This window comes from Paenibacillus polymyxa (assembly GCF_018614975.1).
Classification (GTDB): domain Bacteria; phylum Bacillota; class Bacilli; order Paenibacillales; family Paenibacillaceae; genus Paenibacillus; species Paenibacillus polymyxa_E.
On sequence record NZ_JAGGNR010000062.1, the window covers coordinates 1 to 24,339 of the forward strand.

At 44.9% G+C, this 24,339-nt stretch carries 17 protein-coding genes; 11 read left to right on the forward strand and 6 right to left on the reverse strand.

Annotated features, from left to right (window positions below):
- Positions 1-193: 193 nt before the first annotated feature.
- The 4 genes from J7E78_RS28640 to J7E78_RS28655 form a co-directional block, all read right to left on the reverse strand.
- Positions 194-1,378 carry an MFS transporter gene (locus J7E78_RS28640; RefSeq protein WP_215080205.1) on the reverse strand — a complete coding sequence of 395 codons (1,185 nt, stop codon included), beginning with the start codon at positions 1,376-1,378 and terminating at the stop codon, positions 194-196.
- Between the two features lie 230 nt (positions 1,379-1,608).
- Positions 1,609-1,893: an ArsR/SmtB family transcription factor gene (locus J7E78_RS28645; protein ID WP_215080230.1), complete on the reverse strand. Its 285-nt coding sequence runs from the start codon at positions 1,891-1,893 to the stop codon at positions 1,609-1,611.
- 171 nt (positions 1,894-2,064) lie between these two features.
- Positions 2,065-2,406, reverse strand: a complete 342-nt coding sequence (locus J7E78_RS28650) for a ribosomal protein L7/L12 (protein WP_251035325.1) — start codon at positions 2,404-2,406, stop codon at positions 2,065-2,067.
- Positions 2,407-2,442: 36 nt separating this feature from the next.
- Complete coding sequence (locus tag J7E78_RS28655) at positions 2,443-3,642, reverse strand: cytochrome P450 family protein (protein WP_215080207.1); 1,200 nt, start codon at positions 3,640-3,642, stop codon at positions 2,443-2,445.
- Positions 3,643-3,830: 188 nt separating this feature from the next.
- Here J7E78_RS28655 and J7E78_RS28660 point away from each other — a divergent pair, with 188 nt between their 5' ends.
- From J7E78_RS28660 to J7E78_RS28705, 10 genes are all read left to right on the forward strand, one after another.
- Complete coding sequence (locus J7E78_RS28660) at positions 3,831-4,808, forward strand: aldo/keto reductase (RefSeq protein WP_215080234.1); 978 nt, start codon at positions 3,831-3,833, stop codon at positions 4,806-4,808.
- 421 nt (positions 4,809-5,229) lie between these two features.
- The gene (locus tag J7E78_RS28665) at positions 5,230-6,330 is read left to right on the forward strand and encodes an ATP-binding protein (RefSeq protein WP_215080209.1); all 1,101 of its coding nucleotides are present in this window, start codon (positions 5,230-5,232) and stop codon (positions 6,328-6,330) included.
- On the forward strand, positions 6,318-8,786 hold the full coding sequence (locus tag J7E78_RS28670; RefSeq protein ID WP_215080211.1) for a DUF5682 family protein: 2,469 nt from the start codon (positions 6,318-6,320) through the stop codon (positions 8,784-8,786). Before J7E78_RS28665 ends, J7E78_RS28670 begins: the two co-directional genes overlap by 13 nt.
- On the forward strand, positions 8,771-9,994 hold the full coding sequence (locus J7E78_RS28675; RefSeq protein WP_251035326.1) for a VWA domain-containing protein: 1,224 nt from the start codon (positions 8,771-8,773) through the stop codon (positions 9,992-9,994). Before J7E78_RS28670 ends, J7E78_RS28675 begins: the two co-directional genes overlap by 16 nt.
- A 19-nt stretch (positions 9,995-10,013) precedes the next feature.
- A complete protein-coding gene (locus J7E78_RS28680) occupies positions 10,014-13,571 on the forward strand; it encodes a DUF4132 domain-containing protein (protein WP_215080213.1) in 3,558 nt (1,185 codons plus the stop codon).
- 100 nt (positions 13,572-13,671) lie between these two features.
- Entirely contained in the window at positions 13,672-15,408 is a 1,737-nt protein-coding gene (locus J7E78_RS28685) for a hypothetical protein (protein ID WP_215080214.1), read from the forward strand.
- Complete coding sequence (locus tag J7E78_RS28690) at positions 15,395-15,673, forward strand: hypothetical protein (RefSeq protein ID WP_215080216.1); 279 nt, start codon at positions 15,395-15,397, stop codon at positions 15,671-15,673. Before J7E78_RS28685 ends, J7E78_RS28690 begins: the two co-directional genes overlap by 14 nt.
- A 217-nt stretch (positions 15,674-15,890) precedes the next feature.
- Positions 15,891-16,433 carry a sigma-70 family RNA polymerase sigma factor gene (locus J7E78_RS28695; RefSeq protein ID WP_215080218.1) on the forward strand — a complete coding sequence of 181 codons (543 nt, stop codon included), beginning with the start codon at positions 15,891-15,893 and terminating at the stop codon, positions 16,431-16,433.
- Between the two features lie 13 nt (positions 16,434-16,446).
- Positions 16,447-17,853, forward strand: coding sequence for a hypothetical protein (locus J7E78_RS28700; RefSeq protein ID WP_215080220.1), 1,407 nt, complete (start codon positions 16,447-16,449; stop codon positions 17,851-17,853).
- 328 nt (positions 17,854-18,181) lie between these two features.
- Positions 18,182-20,689 (forward strand): WG repeat-containing protein, encoded by a 2,508-nt coding sequence (locus J7E78_RS28705; RefSeq protein WP_215080222.1) that lies wholly within the window; start codon positions 18,182-18,184, stop codon positions 20,687-20,689.
- A gap of 154 nt (positions 20,690-20,843) precedes the next feature.
- On the opposite strand, the gene J7E78_RS28710 is transcribed toward J7E78_RS28705, so the two are convergent.
- Complete coding sequence (locus tag J7E78_RS28710; protein WP_215080224.1) at positions 20,844-21,317, reverse strand: YbaK/EbsC family protein; 474 nt, start codon at positions 21,315-21,317, stop codon at positions 20,844-20,846.
- A gap of 54 nt (positions 21,318-21,371) precedes the next feature.
- Positions 21,372-21,929 (reverse strand): helix-turn-helix domain-containing protein, encoded by a 558-nt coding sequence (locus J7E78_RS28715; protein ID WP_215080226.1) that lies wholly within the window; start codon positions 21,927-21,929, stop codon positions 21,372-21,374.
- A 506-nt stretch (positions 21,930-22,435) separates the two neighbouring features.
- Between J7E78_RS28715 and J7E78_RS28720 the strand changes: the two genes are divergently transcribed.
- Complete coding sequence (locus J7E78_RS28720) at positions 22,436-24,184, forward strand: ABC transporter ATP-binding protein (RefSeq protein WP_215080228.1); 1,749 nt, start codon at positions 22,436-22,438, stop codon at positions 24,182-24,184.
- The last annotated feature ends 155 nt before the right edge of the window (positions 24,185-24,339 follow it).

A 24,339-nucleotide genomic window follows, 5' to 3' on the forward strand; every position in this document is an offset into this window, starting at 1 on the left:
TACACGGAGTGTTTGGGCGGCTTGTCTCCGAACGAATACCGAAGAGCTGTATAACAAGAAAGATACCTTAGCACGTCATCCGGGCTAAGGTATCTCAATGAACTAATTTTTGTTTTTTTAACTGTCTACTTTACAGGGAGCGGTTCATACAGTGCCTCTCTTTTTGGTTTGTCTTTTGTACTACGAATTCATATCATGCAATGTTGTGCGATGTATTGGTTTGTGTACTTTTGACAGGTGCTGAACGATACGAACCTATAACAATGATGACGGCAACAGTGACCCCCACAGCTCCAATCCAGGTGATGGATGGTAAAGAAACGCTGCTGACCGCGATTCCACCAATACCTGCGCCGGCAGCCATCGCCAGTTGCATTACCGAACTGTTGAGGCTTAGCATAATGCCTGAGGATTCCGGAGCCATGGTGATCAGATTATATTGCTGAGTTGGACCTGAGGACCACGCGGCAAAAGACCACAAAATCAGAACAAGGAAGATAGCAAGATGAGAGCTTGCCGTTAAATTCAACAGGACCAGACTCACGATATGCAATGTCATGCCTGTGATCAGCGTTCGTTTGACACCCAATCTGTCAGCACTGAATCCTCCAACTTTCGAACCGATCAGACTTGCTATACCAAATGCGAGTAAAGCAGAACTGAGTAGTGCTTCGCTCATTCCTGAAACGGATACAAGGTAAGGGGAAATATACGTGTAGGCAATGGAATACCCACCTAGCCAGAAAAATGTCACCAGCAGTGCCAGTACAATTCGTGGCTGTTTGAGCAAAGATAGTTGTTTCTTCAGCGGAACAGGCGCTTCTGCTTTGGAAGGCGGAATGGCAGCCGCGATTACCAGCATGGCGAGAACGCCAAGAACGGCTATGCCTGCGAAAACAAGCTTCCAATCCCAAGATGCAGCCACAAGCCTTCCGAGTGGAACGCCAACAATCAAAGAAGCCGTAAATCCAGTGATTACTGTGGCGATTGCACTAGCTTGTTTGCCCTCAGCCGCTATTTGGGAAGCGACCGTTAATGCCGTAACAACTACTACACCCGCGCCCAAAGCCATCAACACTCGTGCTGCGACGAACAGCCCATAACCCGGCAACAGGTAGGCAAGGACATTAGCCACAACGAATAGACCGAGGAAGTATAGCAACAGTTTGCGACGGTCCCAGCGCGAAGTCAGTGCAATAATGACAGGTGTACCTAGCGCATATACGAGCGAAAAAATCGTAATGAGTTGCCCGGCAGCGATTAAAGAGATATTCATGGTATCTGCAATACGATCCAAAATGCCAGCAATGACATATTCGGATGTTCCTACAAGAAAGCTGACCAAGGCAAGAACATAGATTTTGAGCGTAGAAGACATGGAAACATAACCTCTTTCTGATTATAATTATTATATTTTTAGAAATATAGAAATAAAGACGATAGAACAAGACATGAATGCTCTGAATTCAACCCATCTGCGCGAATGGTAATGTTAAAACCCAGATAATTAATATTGGTATAAGCGTAAACTAGGTGACCTAGTTTTACTAATAAATACTGTGCGTTGTTTCAATATTTCTAATTATATAGAAATATAACTCAAATTTTTTATTTATTTAGCAGATAGGGCACAAATTTTTGTGCGGTCTCCGTGTTCAGGCTGTAGTAGATATAAGTACCTTTCTTCTGCGATGTGAGCAGGCCGCAATCGGATAGCTGTTTCAGATGATGAGACAGAGTCGATAGGGCAACCGTAACAAGGCGGTTCTCCAGATCGGCGGGACACAGGTTGCTTTCGCTTGATAAAATCTGAATGATTTTGTAGCGTGTTTGCTCGCCCAGTGCTTTATGAATTTTGACGACTTGTTCAATCTCATTCGAGTTTGATTGCATCATGATCTGTCCTTTCGTCTTTATTTCTTATTTCTAGTAATATAGAAATAACAGTAGCATATGTCATTTGAAAAGTAAACTCTCGGACGAAGATTCTACCCTTTCTACTGCGTCTGTGTTGACATCCGAAAGTCTGGATTAACTTCCCCCGAGAGTTATGTGAGTTGTATATTACCGATCTAGGGAATCAACATAGTCTTTGGCTTCCTTCAACGAAAGACCTCTGGCTTCGCGCAGTCGTTTGATCGCCATAATTTTTTTCCCTTGTTGTATAAGTGTAAGCAGTTCCTGATCCAGATCAGTTTGGGCTGGTTGGCTTGTGTTGGAAGGGAGGGCTTCCTTCGGCGACAAGCTGTAATTGAAGTCGGAGCGTGTGCCTGCGGTTGAACCGTTCTCTATACGCTCCACATCTCTTTTCAATTCATTCAATTGACGCTGCAGGCTGGTGACTCTAGCCAGCAACACAAGGATCAGAAGCAGCAAAACGATCCATACCAAGGTGTTCATTTCCATGATGTCATGTGCCTCACTTTCAATTATCCATAGCAATTATTTAAGTTGAACCGGGATTTCCTTGACACCACGAACTATCATGCCCGGTCTCCATTCGAGTTCATTTACGTCAGCCTGTAGCTGCATATTTGGAAAACGATTCAGAAGTGTGCTGACGGCAATTTCACCTTCCAGACGAGCAAGCGGCGCTCCGAGGCAGAGATGAATGCCTTTGCCAAATGCCAGATGCGAACTCTTCTCGCGGGTAATATCAAAGACATCAGCATCTTTGAACTGCTCCTCATCCCGATTAGCGGAATCAAGCGCAACAATGACAAGTTCACCTTGAGCGATATGCTGTCCACGGAATTCAATATCTTCCAGAGCCCAGCGAGATGTGCTGAACTCCACTGGCCCGTTATAACGCAGCATCTCTTCAATGGCATTGTGAATAAGCTCTGGCTGCTTGATGAGCAGTTCGCGTTGCTCCGGATGCTCCAGCAGGGCGAGAATCCCATTACCGATGAGATTAACGGTTGTTTCATGACCCGCGATGATTAACAAGGAGACTACACCAAGCAATTCGTTTTCAGACAGTTGTTGCCCGGAATCTTCTGCTGTTACGAGCTGGCTGATCAGGTCGTTCCCCGGATCTTTGCGTACTTTGGCGAACCATGCATTCAGGTACTCGGTGAATTCCCTGGCATGCTGTTCAAACATCTCGGCGTGTTCCGAGCTCGATGCATCAATGATTGAATTGGACCACATGCGGAACTTGTCCTGATCTTCCAGCGGCACGCCGAGTATCTCACTAATGACGATGATCGGCAATGGAAAAGCATAGTCGTCAATCAGATTCATTTTCTCTTGGGACGCAAGGTTGTCCAACAGATCATCCGCAATCTCTTGAATATGGCTTCTCATGTCCGCAATCAACTTAGGGGTGAACGCTTTCTGTACAAGTCCGCGCAGACGGCGATGATCTGGTGGATCGGAGAACAGCATGTTATTGACAAAGATACTTTGATTTTCAGGTCCATAACGTTTGGCGATATCCTTAGTGAAGCGAGGATCCTTCAGGATCTGGACTGCATCCTCATATCGGGTAATAATCCAGCCGAACTCCCCGTGAGGAAACATGACTCTGAAAACAGGCTCCTCTTTTCTTAACTTTTCATATACCGGGTAAGGGTTGTGTGTGAATTCTTTCGTGAAAAATGATGGCTTTGAGGACTCGTTGGGTTCATTCGGGTTCAAAGGTAATATCTCCTCTCATATTTCTGCATAATATCTGCACCCTCTATATATTCAATACACAAGCTTTTGAAACCTTGTTTTTTCTTCATATGGATGATAGAGCAGGAAAATAGAGGAAGATGGAAGAAGAGATGGTAGAGAGAATCGGTTATCATGCTTGGAAAAATGAAAATGAGGTGAACGCTGACATGTCTTACGCAAAACTTCCTTTGCATCAACACCAGATTCCGGCAAGTCGAATTGTTCTTGGTTGTATGCGCTTTGGGGGTGAATGGGATGGGCTACCCATTACATCAGATCTTGTCTTAGAAGGTCATCGAGCGGTAGAAGCAGCTATTGAAATAGGCATTAATCACTTTGTTCTGGCGGATATTTACACACGTGGTAAGGCAGAGCATGTATTGGGACGAGTTTTATCTGAAACTCCTGGCTTGCGTGAACAGATCATTATACAGTCGAAGTGTGGTATACGTCTTGTAGGTGATGATGAAGGACCGCAGCGTTATGACACCTCAGGTGCACATATCCTGGCGAGTGTGGACGGTATCCTGGAACGGCTCGGGATCGATTATCTGGATATTTCGCTGTTACACCGTCCTGATCCACTCGCCCATCCGCAAGAGATTGGAGAAGCACTGGCTGAGCTGCATCTTTCCGGTAAAGTGCGCCATTTTGGTGTGTCTAACATGGGTTCTGAACAGATTCGTCTTCTTCAGCTTCATAGTAAATTACCTCTGATTGTGAACCAGCTGGAGATGAGTCTGGACAAAATCGGATTCGTAGAAGCCGGTGTGACAGTTAATCGGCCCCAAGCGAGAGACAACATATTTCCTTATGGCACAATGGAATATTGTCAGGCAGAGCATATTCAACTGCAGGCTTGGGGTCCACTTGCTCAAGGACGATTTACTGGCAGGGTAGTTGAGGGACAACGCGCGGAGATTGAGCATACGGCTCAAGTGGTTGATCGAATGGCCAAGGAGCGTGGGGTAACACCGGAGTCTATTGTACTGGCTTGGTTAATGAAGCATCCAGCAGGGATTCAGCCTGTCATAGGTTCGATTCGACCAGAACGTATTCTGGCCTGTCGTGATGCAACGAAGATCGAGCTTACCCGATATGAGTGGTACGAGCTGTATTCCGCTTCATGCGGTCGTAGAATGTAAGTAGGGACTTCTGAGAGATTGGTTCGTTTCGATCCAAATTCATAGATATTGGGTGGAATTTGAACATATAAGAAGACACAGGCTGGTGATGGCCTGTGTTTTCTTTGTGATATTCAGCTTCATTTGGTTGAAACACATTATCAAAAGTGTAATGAATCCTAAGGTCATATGGCCTACAATGCGTTTACATGGGTAATAAGCATGCTTATTCAGAGCCGAAACCAGTGTGTTGGCACGGCTGTAAGGGTGGTTCACCTTCATATTTGCGCTAGAGGCTATGTCCATGGACTTAGGAAGAGTGCTGATAAGAAGGACGTTTCAACCATTTTTATCGTTTTACCGGGTAGTTGTTCGAGGGCTGTGATAAAATGATAGGAATAAGAACATACGATCTGTTTATGTGAGAGGAGACACCTTGACGATGGAGATGCTTAAACCACCCGCCGAGACATTATACGAGGTTGAATTACGCGCGCTGCGAGAGGAAGATCAGGGAAAACGTCCCCCGAACTGGCTGTCATCTCCCGCCTATGTGCGCGATTTTATTATTGGCAGGGATAAGCCTGCGGTATTAAATGGAGAAGAAATCTCGATTACCCGCAAATTCTATGGCAATGACGTGTTAATTGAACGTGCAGTGGTTACTCTGGCAGGCAATCGAGGATTAATGCTCGTGGGAGAACCCGGCACAGCCAAAACTATGCTGAGCGAACTGCTGACCGCAGCAATCTCCGGAACCAGTCTGAACACGATTCAAGGTACAGCAGGCACGACGGAAGATATGATTAAGTATTCCTGGAATTACGCCATGCTGCTCGATAAAGGCCCTTCGGAAGCCGCGCTTGTACCATCGCCGTTGTATAACGGAATGAAAAAAGGCATTCTAACCCGTTTTGAAGAGATTACACGTTGTCCCGCCGAAGCGCAGGATAGTCTGATCAGTATTCTCAGTGACAAGGTCATGAGCATTCCTGAACTGGATGGCGGTGTACTGTTTGCCCAGCCAGGATTTAACGTAATTGCTACAGCCAATATTCGGGATAAAGGTGTTAACGAAATGAGTGGTGCATTGAAACGTCGCTTCAATTTTGAAACAATCAAGCCCATTCATAACGTAAAGATGGAAGCCAAAATTATTGAGTCCCAGGCACGAAGCCTGTTATTACATAGTGGAATTGATATTGAAATTAACCCGGACGTGGTTGAATTGCTGGCTACAACATTTATGGAACTGCGCACCGGCATGACACGGGAAGGTTACAAGCTGGACACCCCTCAAGCATCCATGAGTACGGCGGAAGCGGTGTCTGTCTATGTCCAGAGTGCGATGACTTCCTATTATTACGAAGATAAAGCTATTGGGCTGGATCGGTTGGTGCAGAACATGCTGGGGACCATTGCAAAGGAAAACGACAAGGATCTGTCCATTCTCAAAACCTATTTCTCCAAGGTCGTAAAAGAGCGTTCCAGAGAAGAGGGAATGTGGAAGGACTATTATGAGGAGAGAAAATGGATCGGTTAACAGCAGTTCTGGACCCTGATGTTGAGCAGTTACAATCCTTGTTCGAGTCCCAGGTATATAACCTGAGTAATCATACGGTCTATTATCCAATACGACACCATAGCCCTGCATGTTCATATCACTTGTTACGATTAATCGGGGAGTACAAGCCGGATATCATTCTGATCGAAGGACCGGAGAGCGGTAATCCATTAATTTCGGTGCTGAGTGATGAGGCAACGATACCTCCTGTCAGTCTGTACTATACCTATGAGACTGAACTAGAGAGAGAAGCCTGCTATTATCCGATGCTTCGGTATTCGCCTGAATATGTAGCTTTAAAAGAAGCAAAACGCCTGGGCATTCCGGCGAAGTTTATTGATTTGGACTATCAACACTTCTCCACTCGTGCATCCAAATCCCGCCAGGCAGAACAAAAGGAGATCTCCATTCAGGACGAAACCTTGCTTGCGGGGTCTGATTTCATTAACCGATTATGCCAAAAAACAAACTGCCGCAGTTTTGATGAATTGTGGGAAAAGGTGTTTGAGATTGGCGGTCTGGAGAAATCTACTGAGGAATTCGTGCAGGATGTATTCACGTATTGTACTTTATCCCGAATGTGTTATTCCACGGAACGATTACAGTCTTCAGGTGATCTGGCAAGAGAAGCATATATGAAACAACGTATTCAAGAAGCGGTACTTGAGCATGACCGTGTGCTTGTCATTACCGGTGGATTTCATACGTATGGACTGTTGATGCCAGAGAAACATGAATCCCAATTGGAACAGCCAGAAATGGATAAACAGCATGCAGACCAACGTTTGGATGGACAAGATAAACCAGGTACGTCTCAACTTAGTGCGGTTAATCCAGATACGGTTCACCAACAAATGTACCCGATGGTCTATACCTTTGCTGAAGCGGATCGGCTCAATGGATATGCGAGCGGCATGCCTTATGTAAATTATTACGATCAGATCTGGAACCAGCTGCTTCGCAAAAAGAGTACACCATATAATCTAACGGCTCTGGACTTGTTATCCCGGCTGATGCGCCAATTGCGGGATGGTCACGAACATGTATCAACGAGTGATGCGATTGAGGCGTACAGCATGATTCAAGGTCTTGCCGGGCTTCGTGGTAAAAGGGAAGGCGGCGTCTATGAGTTGATGGATGCAGCACTCTCTTCCTTTGTGAAGGGGGAGCTTACCTTGGCGACCGATAAACCGCTGCAAGAGCTGCAGCAGTTATTGACAGGAGACGTCATTGGAAGCGTGGCTCCCAATTCATTCAGTATTCCCATCGTGGAGGACTTCAAGGTGCGTTGTACAGAGTACAAACTGCAGATTCGTACAACAGGTCAACACAAGAAAGTGCTGGATCTGTATGCGAAACCGGAGCATCGTCAGATAAGCCAATTGATTCAATGCATCACCTATCTGGTTCCGGAATTTGCGAAACGGCAATCGGGGCCAGACTGGATCGCAGAGCGTGACATGAATCTTGTTCGCGAAACCTGGGTTTATATGTACTCATCCCGTATTGAAGCCAGATTGATAGAGAACTCTCTCTATGGCGGAACGCTTGCTGGAGCGGCTACACGCAAAATGGAAGAACAGATGCAGGAAATACCGGATCATCATAGCGGTGAACTTGCCCGACTCATGCTTCAGGCGTTGCTCATGGGACTTCAGGACACAGCAATGAAACTCTATGAACAGGTTCGCTCGGCGCTGAGAACCGACGGAAATTTTCTATCCTTATGTAACAGTCTGCATGTCTTGAACCGAATTCATCAACACCGCAGGTTGCTGGGATTATCTGACGAGCAACATCTCCCTGATCTGGTATCCGAAGCCTATAGGAACGCCGTGGACAAGTTGTTACAGCTCTCCAGAGCCAATCCGGATGAACATGAAGCCATTATTCAGGGATTGAAGCTGCTAGCCATGCTCGCGGAGTCATCAGATGGGTATTATCAGGATGAGACTTTCCGAATACATCTGAATGAGCTTCTGTCTGATCACCAGCTTCCGGCTCAGCTGGAGGGTGTGTGTGTGGCTATTTCCTCAGGGCTCGGTGACAGGCCCAGGGAAGAGATTGTTAATCGTGCTCGCGGGTATATCCATGGTACACCGGATCAGACCCGTCAAACAGCACTTTTTTTACAGGGCGTATTCACTGTAGCACGTGACGCTTTTTTATATGAAGATCAGCTGTTGTCCGAGTTGAATGTTCTGATTGAACAGCTGTCATACGAGGATTTCATCAGTATGGTACCGGAATTAAGGCTGGCATTCACCTACTTTACACCAATGGAGACGGGCTTGATTGCTGAACGTGTGGCGAGTCTGCATCAGGTTGAACCAGAGGAGATGTTGAGACCTGCGGTCGATGAACAGATGCTGATTCAGTCCAAGACGTGGGATGAAGCGCTTCGAAAGGAGTTTGCCGCATGGAAGCTAATATGAATGAAGCGAACCGGAGAACGGACGAAATCACAGAAATCAATGAAAGTTCCAATCCGGATGGAAGCAACCGAGGGGATCAACATTCTGCTGAAACCTTAAATCGATGGCGTCTCATTCTCGGTGAATCGTCCGAAGAAGGGTTGTGTAATACAGACCAATATACTTCGGCTGAATTTCAGTATACGGAAATCGATGAGATTCTGGGGTATCTGTATAACCGTGAATACGGTGAAGAACAAGGTTATCGAAAAGAGGGGGGACGCGGTGCATCTAATCTGACTGTACCCAAATGGCTGCACAAGGTCAGGGATCTATTCCCCAAACCAACGGTAGAAATATTGGAAAAACAGGCGCTTGATCGTTATGGGCTGACAGAATTGTTAACGGACAAAAAGTTACTTGAATCCCTTGAACCAAACATGAATCTGCTCAAGAACATTATGCAGTTCAAAGGACGGATGAAAGGTGAGGTGTTAAAGAGCGCCAAGGAGATCGTGCGAACCGTGGTTGAAGAGCTGCGCAGTAAGCTGGAATCTCAGACCCGAGCGAGTATCATGGGCAAGCGCAGTCGCTATACCTCCAGTTCAGTACGATCCTTGCGCAATCTGAATTTCAAGCGAACGATCACCAAGAATTTGAAGAATTACGATAAAAACAAGCGCAGATTTGTGATTGATCGTCTATATTTCGACGGGAATATACAACCCCATAACAAGTGGAACATCATCATTGGTGTGGACGAGAGTGGCAGTATGCTGGATTCAGTCATCTACAGTTCGGTAATGGCGAGCATCTTCTACCGTTTGAATGCGCTGCGCACGAAATTATTCATATTTGATACGCAGGTTGTTGATCTGAGCGACAGGCTGGAAGACCCCGTAGACGTGCTCATGAATGTACAGCTCGGTGGGGGGACACATATTACCAAAGCGTTGCGTTATGGCGAGACGTTAATCGATAATCCAGGCAAAACCATCTTTATTCTGGTCAGTGATCTGGAGGAAGGGTACCCAATCGCGCAAATGTACAAAGCCTGTAAAGATATCATTGATGCAGGATCTAAGCTACTGGTTCTCACCGCGCTCGATTTTAACGGGGATTCAGTCTATAACAAACATGCCGCACAGACATTAACCAATATGGGCGCACATGTAGCAGCAATTACGCCTAACGAACTCGCGGATTGGATTGGCGAGATCATCACTTAAATTCAAGGAGGAATGTGTAATGCTTACTGCAGACCGCGCAGTTGAAACTTTGGTGGAGAAATTCGCAGTAACCTGTTCAAACGAGTATTCATTAAAAACAGATCGAAGCTCCGAAATTATCGATTACGTCTTGGGAACGACAGACAAGTTCCCGGATATGATGGGAAATTCGAGTCATTATGTGTATCAAACGATTGATCTGCTCATGAAGCTTGCCAAAAAAGACGATGGAGATATCTTTTACCGTGCCGGGGCTATTGTGATATATCTGGAATCCAATTATTCCAAAAGAAATTCATGGAGAACAGATGCCTTTACTGTATGTATGGGAAGTGACTCCGAAGCCTACGGATTAAGCGGGAAGAGCAAAAGTGCTGATCGCATGGATGGATTGTTGTCCCGGTTGGAGAAGATCAAACAGTTTGCAGGCGAGAACGAAATTTTGAATGAATTAAAGAGTAAATTAAAGCGTGCCCAGTGGCTTTTTGATTCCAAAAAAGCGGACAGTCAAGGGGATTACCGGGATGTAATTAATGCATTAATGCTGCTGCAACTATATTCAAAACTCAGTGACACGGCTTCTCATCTTGCAGAGGTTCAATCTTCTGTTCAATCGTTACCAGTGTTGTTTCAACATATGATGGCTAATGATGCAGATAAGTTGCGGGACGAGCTACATACGTTGATTGAACCTGTCGTGGTTAGTAATATTCAAGGAAAACATAACGGATCTTCCCAAGAATTGAAGGATGAATTCCTCAAGGAGAAGCGTAGTCAGCTCATAGCTGAGCTGTATCCGAATACGTCTTTCTCTCCAAAAGAGCAATGTTCACACACTGTATTCCATCAAACTATGGTGCTTGTGAGTGGTGCCTTGTTGTACCTGATTAACATTAGTGGAGGTAAACAACGGTTCCTTGATACAAATAGTGAGATTGGGCATGTTTTGCTTCACACAATACATCAATTACATGAGATTTATCCACTTGAAGTTCGCCGTTACTTGCTGAGCATGGACCCTAGAGCAAAGAGTCCAAATGATCTGCTTGCTGGACTTGTGCCTCTGGATGAGCCTTATCAGTTGGTTGAAATGTTGCGGGACGAGCTTAATTCGTACACGGTATCTTGGAACATGTTACAATCCGCGATCGCGAATCGTCCTGAACAAGCGATTCGAGCATACGAGATTATCAAACCGCCATTCCTCAAACTCTGTATTCAGAAATTCATGGAGGATCAAGGATTGACATTGCCTAATGCGGAGGGGTCACTGGAGCAAGCGGTATTTAACGCTCTTCGGCATCCTTTGGACGGGGGACGTCAAGGACTTGCGATTGCAAGATACTTAAGTGGGGAAAACACCCTGGAGGAATATTGGGAGGATCCAAATAGTCGCGGGTTGTTTAATCAACTGAATCGGGATAAGAAGCGTGTTCACAACCTCATTAGTATTAGTTTTTTGCCCTTGGACTCGGAGGCGATGCGCAGGTTCGCAATCCTGACCACTCATCCCGATTGGACGCTGGATATTATCTCGGACATGTACAATTCATACGCGTTTAGTGGAGAGCAGCTGCTTCAACGTTATGGGCAAGATCCTGAGGTGCAACGCGAGAAATTGCTAACCAGCCTGATCTCACTCAATGGCATGACCGACTACAGATACAAATCCATGCCGCATGACGAATACCGCCGAATCATTCAGCAGAATCTGGACTATGCACTGACACAGTACAAGAAACTGCCAACGGATACACGCATTTTAATTCTGGAGATTACCTTTGAACAGCGTGATGAGTTATCGAAGAAAATATTGGCTGAAGCGATTCGTGCCGGACTGCAGGATTCGTCCAAGAAGGCGAGCGGCGTGGCGTTAGCGGAATTCAACCGAATTCCTGATCAGGACTTGTATACGCTCGTATACCTCTCGGAGAAAAAAGTGGGAATTAAAGAGATGGCTCTGACCGCAATCCGCAGTCTGGAAAACAGCAAGGAACTGTACGGTGAGCTTTTGAAGAAAGAGAAGTCCGAGGATTGGAAGAACCTGATTCAAATTCTGCTGGATACCGCAGATCTAAGTCCAGAGTATGCCCATGCTGCACTCGCTGATCAGGCAGATGCCAAAAAGTTGTCGAGACTGAGCTGGTTGTCCTTGAAAGATCTCCCTTCACTGATACGTATTGAAGACAATCAGCCTTTAGATGAACGGATTAAGCAGTATGCTTTGGTCCAATCATTGGATCATACATCCGGTCCTAATGAACGGTTGAATGAATTACGGGATTACGTAAGTGAGGCATCGCTTGCTCGTTTTGCAAGTGAATTGCTTCAGGTCTGGATTCAAGAAGGTGCCCCCGCGAAAGAAAAGTGGGTGATGTATGTTTCAGCACTCTTTGGCGATATTCAGATTGTGAATATTCTGGCTCCGCAAATTAAGGAATGGACAGAAAACAGTCGTGGCGCGATTGCAGCAGATGCTGTAAAAGTGCTCGCTTATCTGAAAGATCCATCCGCTCTTATGGCGATCGATAAAATCAAACGTGGCGTGAAGAACCGTCAGGTGAAAGGTGCAGCAGAAGAAGCATTGCAGCTTGCAGCCGATAATATGGGACTTACCTCGGAACAACTGGAGGATCGGCTGGTCACTACACTTGGTTTTGATGAAAAAGGAACCATGCAGCTGAGTTACGGAGAGCGTTCCTTCCTGGTTAAGGTCAATGGAGACTTACAAGTCGTTGTCTTAAATGAAGATACGGGCAAATCCGTGAAGAGTCTGCCTGCTCCTGCACAGAAAGATGATCTTGAATTGGCAGCCCAGTCCAAGGCACGTTTCACACAGCTGAAAAAAGATCTCAAATCCATGGTTAACATTCAGGCGCAGCGTCTGGAAGAGTCATTGTCCAAGCAACGTCTGTGGTCTGCCGATGAGTGGAAAGCACTGTTTGTACAAAATGTAATCATGCAGAAATTTGCTGTTGGTCTAATCTGGGGAACGTATGAGGATGGCGCTCTGATTAGCACGTTCCGTTATATGGAGGATGGCACCTTCAATTCTGTGGATGAAGATGAGGTTGATCTGCCTTCAGGTGCGCAGGTGGGACTTATACACCCGCTGGAACTGGATCAGGCGACGCTTGAAGGTTGGACAACGCAGTTGGAGGATTACGAGATCAAGCAGCCATTCGAGCAACTGAATCGTGAAATTCATCAGCCTGAAGATGAGGACAAGACAAAGAGTGAATACGATCGTCTGCCTGAGTCTGATTTTTCACCAACGGCTTTCCCCAAAGCACTGGAGAAATACGGCTGGATCAAAGGACCGGCACAGGACGGCGGCTGGTATCATGAATTTTATAAAGAGTACGGAGATCTTGTTGCGGAATTGCAATTCAGTGGTACGAGCATCACGTATTACGAGGGATTGGATGACATTACCCTGGAATCCCTACATTTCTTCAAACCAAATAACAAGCAATATTATTACTATGGTGACAACAAACCTATTGCTCTGGGCAACGTTCCAGGTCGCGTATTTAGTGAAACGATCTACGATATTCTGAGAGCAACGGGGCGTTGATGAAGTGAGTGGATTTAGGGAGAAATTCCGGAGTTTTTCGAAGCTGTGTACAGAGGATTATCTAATTCGTTATGCCAACAAGGGGTTGTACAAAAGGTCTTTGAAAGAGTTGGACAACGGTGTGAGTGTAACGTATACATGGAACGAATCATCCGTGAGTTGCCAGCTCAGTGATGGGACACACTGCACGCTGGAGAATACGCTGGATCATTGGGATTGTTCCTGTCCGTCAGAACATATCTGCAAGCATGTACTGATTGCCATACTATACGAACAACGGGAACATTCATCAGAGGATTCGATGAGTGCGGACGAGAAGCATGCGCTGGATAAGGACTCAGGGATATCGGATAATGTTCCGTTGGACGTACCAAAAGAAGTATCAGTAGCAGAATCAGTAACAAACTTAGTATCAAACGTGGACGATCCAAGCGAAGTTCAACATACGGTATCACGTGAGATCGAGTCTCGTTTCCGATGGATGACGGAGTCGGACCTTACCGTGTTAATTAAATCGTATAGTTCTTCCATGATTGAGGAAGTTGTTTTCCGACTGAGATACCCAGAGGAAATTAAGATCATTGAAGATTCACTTCTTACGGTTCATCTGACCACCCAGAATATCGAGGTGTCTTATACTGAGGAACCGAACCTTGCAAAAGCACTATGTAAGGTGCAGCAGACAGCTGGGAAAATGGCCAAGCTTGAAGCTTTGCTACGGTACCGGAATCTAAAAGGTCTGAATGATACGGAGGCATTAAGTGGACGGGTGTACGAAGCCAAGTTCTCTCTTCAGACAGTGCAGGAATGTCGGGTTATGCTGGCAGGATTGTTGAAGACGGGACTGGCCCGCCTTCCTCAGTCGTATATGGCACAACTGGAGACTTTGGCAATTGCAGCTCATAGTGGCAACCTGCCTGACATAGAACGTAGTTTGCGAGGGATTCAAGGGGAACTACAGTTGTTTTTTAACAGACATATACGTTTCTCCATGCAATCCATGCTGGATCGGGTAAGTAAGCTGTATCTTGCACTCCAGGTTCTTGAAGAAGAAAAGGTGTCTGTCATTCAGCAGAGTCAGCTCATTGGTAGTTTTCGAAGTAGATACTATACGGTTCCTTCACTTCACCTGTATGGTCTGGGAGCTGATGCGTGGGAGACACGATCCGGTTTCCGGGGAATCACCTATTATTTCTATTGTTTCGATGATGCGGAAATCTACACCTATAGCGATGTACGTGCTGTATATTACGATGATCAGCAGTTCTCGTATACAGAGCATTATGGTGCATTCACACCATGGTTGCCTAATCTGACCTTTCGCCAGTTTGTGGGTGAAGAAGTTCAATTCCATTCCATTAAAGTGAATGAAGAACGCCGGATCTCTTCCGGGGAAGGTGCCAAGCTTACGATTTTGCCACGAACGGGTGTGGAAACGTTAAATCTGGGCAAAACCATGCAAGATGTAACGTCTGTACTTCAAGAGGAATCGCGATCGCTCGACTTGTTTGCTGCTCCCAAAGAACGATTGGCTGTGATCAAAGCTGCTCGTATTGTGGACCATAGCTTTGTCAAACAAACGCAGGACCTTGTCCTGACGGTGGAGAATACGGAAGGGGAAAGATTGGCATTCACTCTCCCGTACTCATCTGACTGGCAGGCGATGATCCAAAGACTGGAGTCAGGATATGGTTCCCAATCACTTGAACACTTCTATGCCTTTGTACGTGTGGAACCCAAACGGATTAGCCCAATTAGTTTCCTGAAGGGTCAAACGGTGCTCAGTCTGAAACTGGATATCGGTAATGGGAGGATGGGTAGACTTGGAAGAATATAATCAGTTCATGCAGAGAATTAACGGCTGGTCAGAAGAGTTGCTCCTGCGTGGGTTATCCCAGTTTACGATCCGAGATATTGAGGTACTTGAGCAGCTCACAGCGGAATCCTTGCGGTTGCAGATGAATTTCCTGCATGAGTTGTTGAGTCACCTCATCAAGGAAGGACGTAGCGTTGCTCTTGGACAAGGCGATGAAGAGCTATTGTTATTTCAGTATTGTCGTCTCACCCAGTATGTGCAGCTAAGTGTGCAAGAAGAGGCTTGATACTGGTTCTAATCCAAGCGAAGGCACATGTAGCGATATGATGTATTAAATAAGATGTATTATAGAATATAAAAGATTTGCAGAAGGCCACAAGGTCAATGCAAATCTTTTTTATCGTGGAGTAAGTAAAAGTCATTTATTAAACGAATATAGGTAGGTAGCACGGATCAATACAAACATTCGTGATATGAGCATGGAAGGGAGGGTACATGTAATCGTGGAAGAAGAACAGATACGGAAGGCAGTAGCGAATCGTGATCCTGAAGCCATGGAATGGGTGATGAACCACTACGCAGGTTTGTTATGGAAGATTGCTCATTCCATCCTACATCATGCATCGGCAGAAGAGATTGAAGAATGCGTAGCAGATACTTTTTTTGCTTTTTGGCAGAATCCGGATGCGTTTCAATCTGGGCGAAGTAGCCTGAAAAACTACCTTGCAACGATCACAAAACATAAAGCGATTGATCGCTACCGGAAACTCAATCGAAGATCTGAGCTTACATATGAAGAGGAGATTCATTCGGTGCAAACGGATGATTTGTTGGTTCAGATGGTCAGTAAAGAAACATATACGGAACTTAATCAAATGATTGACTCTTTTCCGGAACCGGAACGGGAGATTATGAAACGTCGGTTTTACGAAGGACAGAGACCCCATGAGATATCGGAAGCATTGTCCCTACATGTTAGGCAAGTCCATAACAAGCTTTATCGCTCCAGGCAACGATTGAGGACATGGTGGATGAACAGGAAATAAAGGAGGCGATCAAATGCGAAAATCCGAGAAAGAATTCACTGAGCAGAACCTCTTTAATATTAAAAAGTTGTTCTATGATAAATTGGCGATGAATGAACCACCAACCGTTACGAGATCAGATTCATCATTTTATCCACCTATATTATATCCATCCGCACAGACCAAGAAGTCCATGAATAGGAGAAGAAAGTATCGCAAAGCCATCTATATTCCTGTAACCGCTGCGTTATCGTTATGTCTTGTTACAGGGGCAGCTGCATCGGTGGGCATCATTGACCTGTCTGCTGTTCTTCACTTTCTGGGGGCAGATCGAATAGGTATTCTTCAGCCTGTTCATCAGGTGAGTGAAGATCAAGGGATTCGTATGGAGGTTATTGGTGCTGTCAGGGACGGAGATACAACGGAGATCTATGTTTCATTGTCGGATCTGACCGGACATCGTATTGACGATACGCTGGATGTATATGATTACAGGGTAACCGGAGGTAATGCAAACAACGCTCAGATTATTCATTATGATGAAGCTAATAAAACGGCTATTGTTCGATTCCTCATTCAAGGAAAAGTCAGCAAAAATCGGATTACCGTTCAGATCAATACACTAATGTCAGGTGCATCTCGACAAGATGGTTACAACGTACAAGTGGACTGGGAGCAGTTGCTACAAGAAAAGCAAAACAATAACTATGATATCGTGGATCAAGATCGTATAAGTGGCTTGGGAGGTAAAACTGATATTCAAATGGAAACCGATCCCATTCCGGTACTGCATCAGGATGTAACGAATATCTCTGTTGAGGGTATTGATTGGATGCATATTTCCAATATAGGTTTTGTGGAGGGCAAGTTACACATTCAGATTAATCCGAATAATGAGATAGGCGAGTATAATCATGGATATTTCTACTTCACGGATGAGCAAGGTCAAAAACTCGATATACCTGAATATTCCGTTAGCTATGGACATTATATGAAAGATGGGGTCGGATATGGAGGAGATTATGAGGAGTTTGTGTATGATCTGTCTGCTGTTGACGAATTAGATAAGCTGAGACTTCAAGGCAGCTTTACGAGTATTAGTGAAGTTGTGCAGGGAAATTGGAAAACGACCTTTAACTTGAGTGAAAATGGTTTGAGTAAAACAGGAAACGTTCAGCTTGATGCAAATGGAGTCTTACAGGCAAATGTAACTCTTTCCTCGGTTGGCGTCACGCTTACAGGTGAGGCACTGAGCAAGATTCGCATGGAGGATCTGAGTATTGAAGTTCACCTGAAGGATGGTACAAAGTTGTTTGGCGCATCCGGTTTCCTCCAGCTGGATCAGGATCTCATCAAGTGGATATCCCCTAAGACCATTCCGGTGAATGATGTAAGCTACCTGCTAATCAATGGGGAGAGAGTAACTTTACAAGATGAATAATTAAAAAGTGAATCAGTTAACTATATGAATTTAACTAAACCTTCACACGAGAACGCAGCGGACGGAAAGAACCTGAAGAAGCGGAGCTAAAAGCTTTCTGTAAGAAAGCTGCTTCGAAAGCATACACTCGCCTTTATCGCCAGATATTCACCTTTGTAAAATTGAATAAAAAAATCGGATGATAACAAGCGATCGAAAGGTTGTTCTGTCATCGGAGTGGTAAGTGTGAATATTCTTTAGTTCATTTTATATAAAATGAATTACATGTCATATCCCGATTTATGACGCATACCATTAGGCGAATACGGTCATAAGGGAGGAAACTGAGATGTCCATGAGCGAACCGCTGTTAACGCAGATTGTGAATCAACATATTCCGGCTGGTGCAACGGTCGTCACGATTGATAAACCTGTTCAACATCCAGCGATCTATGCGGCAGATCTTACCGGTGACGGTATGCCGGAGATTGCTGCAGTCTATCAGTTGAATGGTGAGCTATATTTGCTCATTCTGAAATTTGTTCAAGGACATTGGATCAAGATGGCACTAATTAAGGGATTGGGGTATGGGGTGACTTTAATGACTGCAGCCCCTGTAACTTTTACTGCAAGGAACAATCTCATCATCGGTTGGCGGATTGGTTCTATTTGGTCTAAGCTTGCCGTATATGAGTGGACTGAATCAGGGCTCAAAGATTTGGCACCTGACGATCTATATTATAGCTATGCAGAGATTATAGATATGCCTGGTTCGCATGGCCGAGATGGCAAGGTAGAGATTGCACTCTGGATACATGACACAGGTGAAGCCTATCGTGTGGAGATTATCCGATGGCAGAATGGGAAATGGGTTCCTGCACCGGACGTATATGCAACCTATTATCCAAAAGTGGTTCAATATTACGAGCAACTAACCCAGCAATATCCTGATTATATCTTTTACTGGTATTACCTTGCGGATGCTCAGTACCACGCCGGCCAGTATCCGGCAGCACTCGCTTCCGTTCAGAAGGCACTCATTTTCCCGGAAGCGTATCCTTCCAGAGAGGTACTACAGGAGCTGGAAAAGAAAATTAAACAAGCGATGGTCCCTATAAGCCATACCCGGGTAACGACGTGGTTATATCCAATCTCCGTTCGAACCACGAGTGGGACGCGTTGGGGGTATATGGATGCCCATGGCCAGATTCGACTTGAACCTGTTCTGGATGACGCGCAAGAGTTTCAGCCCAATGGATTGGCTGTGGTTGTGAAGGATGGTCATGCCGGCGTTATTAATCTTCAGGGACAGTATGTCGTTCAACCTGTATACGATTCCATCAATTCCTTTTCCGAAGAACGGGCGATAACAATTGATCCTCAAGGATTTAAGATGATTAATGAACAAGGTACAGTCCTGACCAAACGGGCTTACCCGTATATCTCGAATATGAACGACGGCCGAGCGTTGTTTTACGATTCAAACCCTGGTCAGGCAGATGGATCGGTGAGTCTGTATGGTTATCTGGATGTGTCGGGCAATGAGGTGATTCCGGCACAGTTCGCGTCAGCGAACGATTTTCAAGATGGCAAAGCGGTCGTGCAGATTAAGGACAATGAATATGCGCTCATTAATCGCAATGGACATCGGCTCGCAACGTATCCATATGCCTATGTGGGACCACTAGGGGATGGACTGCTGGCTTTTCAAAAAGAGGCCTCGGGCAAATATGGCTACATCGACGAACGGGGTAATATTCGCATTCAGCCCAAATTTTCATCGGCATTTCCTTTTAGCGACGGGCAAGCGATTGTTAATACAGCAGAGGACTACAAATCGATCTACGGTGTTATTAATACGCAAGGATCGTTTATCATTCAACCCGCGTATAATGACATCCGCGAACTAGGCGAGCATCGTTATGCGCTGGGGCAAGCAATTCATCCGGAGCAGCCTTACATTGGCTCTGTATACGCGATTGCAGATACCAATGGCAGAAGACTTACGGAGTTCCTATATCGTGAAGTAGGCAATTACAAAAACGGCCTTGCTTCCGCATCGGATGGCAGACAAACCTATCTGCTGGATCTGAGTGGAAGACCTGCCGCTGGGTATCCCCATGTTGAAGGTTCGGGTACGCTGCAGGTCGTAGCACCAGATCTGATTAAGGCCTATGTAGATCAGCGCTTATCTTATGTGAACCGTGCCGGACAGATCATCTGGCGGCAAAATACAATCGTTCCACTTCATCCGCCTTACCGTGTACGGGAAGAGAAGTATAAACCGAACATGGACTATCTCGTATATTATCCGCAGGTGGAGGGATTAACGAACCAAGCGGAGCAGCTTGCGCTGAATGCCAAGTTGAAGAAGCTCTCCCAGGTTAAACCGATTCCTGCTAATCAGCAGCTGGATTACACGTATACAGGGGATTTTGATATTACGTTCTACCAGCAGCAATTGCTGCAACTGCAACTTACAGGTTATAACTACCCGGCTGGTGCAGCGCATGGTATGCCTACGATGATCTACGCGATCATTAATCTGACGCATGGTCAGTTGTATGAGCTGAAGGATTTATTTAAAACGGATAGTGACTACGTAAAAGTGTTAAGCCAGATTGTGGGGGATCAGATCAAAAATGATCCTCAATACTCGTATGTGTTTCCGGACACCTATACGGGGATTAGTGCGGATCAACCGTTTTTTGTCACAGCGGATGCTCTGCATCTCTACTTCAACCCATATGATATTGCACCTTATGCAGCGGGGTTTCCAACGTTTACGATTCCTTTTGTCGAGATCAAGGACATCATTAATACAGAGGGTTCGTTCTGGAGAGCTTTTCATAGTTGAGTGAGGGTACAGCCAACATTTTAACGAAAATATACGCTAAGGACGTTAACGCGCAAAGACAGCAAATTTTTCCTGCTTGAAGCAAATGTCCGCTGATATTTAGCGTATGAATCAGTCAAAATGTTGGCGCTACCCCATATAGAACTACTATAAATCAATCATTCCATCCTTTACATACATCAATCCACTCTGAAAAACTAGAGTATTTTTCTAATTGTTTTATTGTAAGTTCAATAGCACTATTGCTACTCCCGCAAGCTGGATAGATTGTCTCAAAACGTTTTAGAGATATGTCTAGATAAACTGAAACATCATTTTTGATAGCAAATGGACAAACACCTCCAATGGCATGACCAACCATATCAATGGCTTCCTCAGGAGAAAGCATTTTTGCTTTTGTTTTGAAATACTCTTTGAATTTTTTGTTATCCACTTTTGCATCACCGGCGGCAACTACTAAAACAGCTTGTCCATTCAACATAAAAGAAAGTGTTTTTGCGATTCTCTCTGGCTCACAACCTAATGCAGATGCAGCCAAATCCACGGTTGCACTAGATACGTCAAATTCTTTAATTTGAGAATCCATACCATATTGTTTAAAAAAATCTTTTACTCTTTCAATTGCCATAATCATCACACCTCATTTTTAAATATTTTTTAGAAGATCATAGATGAAACTTGCCTATGTTCTTGGGTAAAAAATCATGTTGTAAATGACACATGGTTCTTGATAGAGATTATTATAGGAATGAAAAACATTAGCACGAAAGCGGAGTGCTTGCTTTTCTCTTAGAACAATTTTTTTTGTGTTGACTACCATTTCTAACATACCTTGTACCACAAAAACATATTCTTCCACACCATCAAGGTGCCTTGTAGATGGATGGTGACATCCAGGATCAATTTCGATATAGAATATTTCAACATTACGGGTAGGGTCAAAAGGAAAAACAGGAAATGCTCTCATTTTTCCATCATTTTCAATGATAGCGTCTTTGGACATTGTATCAACCACACTGCACTCATCTTCAAGCTCTTCCAATAATAAAGATAAAGGAACTTTTAAGCCTACTGCGATTTTCCAAAGAGTTGTAATCGTTGGTGAAGACTGCCCTCTTTCAATCTGTCCAAGCATAGGCTTACTTACATCAGTTAGTTTAGAAACATCTTCAAGTGTAAGATTTCTAGTTGCTCGTATTTCTTTTAACCGTTCTCCAATAGTTAATGCTGGCGATTGCATTGCATCACTCCTTTTGTATGTTATAACATGATAAAATATATTATAACATACAAACAGTTGAATTCAACGAGATTTGACTGCAAGAGCACACAATTCATCCAATACACCGATGAATTGAAACCCTGGTCGCCATCATCGATGGCGGCTTTTACTGCTTAATGATATAAGTCATCCTTTCACATATTTATCCATACGAAATGGAAAATATTGCGGGTGTTATAGATCAAAGAAGTCATATTTATCTATACAAATAAAAAAAACGATTTCTCCAACAATACTTCTTTTGCTTGGCGAGAATGTAAATACTTTACCAGTCATTCTGAAGTTAAGCGACGAGGTCATATGTCCAATAGGGCTTATAAGCAGCTGTGAAACAACAATAATCCGTGAAGAGGTAGTATTGCTCCGTGAAGAGGTAGTGATCATTCTGGACTCTATGAGATATTAATGTGCGTATATAGCACTGCGTTATATTGAGAATGATTATTAGTATCAGGAGGGATGAGATGAACAACACATCTGAACTATCCGGGTTAATGCAAGTGACGAAGGAGCATAAAGGTCTGCTGATTACAGCGAGTATCTTCTCGACCCTGTCGAGTCTGTTACAGATTGTTCCTTTTATCGGGGTGTACAAGATTGTCGAGGAACTGCTAACCCATGCGGGGCAACCCTCTGCCATGGACAGAGATCTGTTGATCTATTGGGGGATCGTTGCATTGGTAGCCCTGATCGCAGGGTTAATTTCACTCTATATCGGGGGGATGTGTTCACACATCGCTGCGTTCAACATTTTGTACCAGCTCAGAGTGAGACTTGCGGAGCATATTGCCAAAGTACCCATGGGGTATCACACCCGGACGGCAACCGGTGAGCTGAAGAAGATCATCGAAGTCAGTGTGGAGAAAATTGAGAAGTTTATCGCCCATCAGTTGCCGGATCTGGTGAGTGCGATCGTCATTCCACTGATGCTGCTGGGTTACTTGTTCTGGCTCGATTATCGCATGGCGCTGACGCTTTTGGTTCCGATTGGAATCGGGTTCTGGCTGCAAAGTCGTATCTTCCGCAACGAACGCGGCCGTCAGGCTTATCGCGACTTTCAACATGCGGTTGAAGCGATGAATGCGACGGGTGTCGAGTATGTGAGAGGTATGCCGGCAGTGAAAGTATTTGGCATTACAGCCGATTCGTTTCTGACGTTCAAACAGGCAGTGACGCGTTACCGGGATATTTCGTTGAAAATAACAGATTTATATAAAACATCTTACGGGCTGTTTTTTGTCATCATGATCTCGTTATTTACCTTCATTGTTCCGGTGGGTATTCTGCTGTCGAGTGGAAATGCGGGCAATCAGTCGTTTGCGATCACGTTTATTCTGTTTCTGATCATTACCCCGAGTCTATCTGCTCCGTTATTGAAGTTAATGTATCTAGGTAGTGGGATGCGAGAGATTGTGGAAGGACAGAAACGGATTGAATCGGTGTTTGCCGAGCCGGTTGTACAAGAACCTGAGTTGCCCAAAGTTCCGGATACATATGAGGTTGCCTTTCGGCAGGTATCTTTTGCTTATGAACACAAGGAGAGCGAAGCGTATAAACCTGTTCTTGAACAGATTAATTTTGTAGCCAAAGCAGGAGAGATGACCGCACTTGTCGGACCTTCGGGTGGTGGGAAGTCAACCATTGCCAACCTATTGCTTCGTTTCTGGGATGTGCAGGAAGGTGAGATTACGATTGGTGGGATTCCGATTCAGGAGATGGGGACGGAGAAACTGATGGATACCGTGTCCTTTGTATTTCAGGATGTACATCTGTTCTACGATACGATTGAAGAGAATATTCGGATGGGTAATACATCGGCTTCACTACAGGACGTTATAACTGCGGCTCGAACTGCCTGCTGTCATGAATTTATCGAGAAACTGGATGCCGGATATGATACCAAAATCGGAGAAGGCGGCACGTACCTGTCTGGCGGTGAAGCACAGCGAATTGTGATTGCACGGGCATTGCTCAAAAATGCTCCCATTCTGGTCCTGGATGAAGCGACAGCCTACGCGGATGCAGAGAATGAACACAAGATCCAGCAAGGTCTGGCCCAATTGGTTCAAGGCAAAACGGTACTTATTATTGCTCATCGTCTAACAACGATTCGTGCAGCTGAGCAAGTACTCGTGATCTGCAAGGGAACGATTGCCGAGCGTGGCACACATGATCAATTGCGTGCATTAGGAGCCATTCCTGTAATGAAGTAATTTGAGCTTTGAATGAAAAATGCGCCTTTAGTATACTGGGAATCGTTGTTCCGACCAAAGAACAATACCCACATACGAAAAGAGGCGCACAAATGAAGTATAAGATGAAACAGAAACAGAATCAACGTATTACGACAAATACAGAAAATACGCTA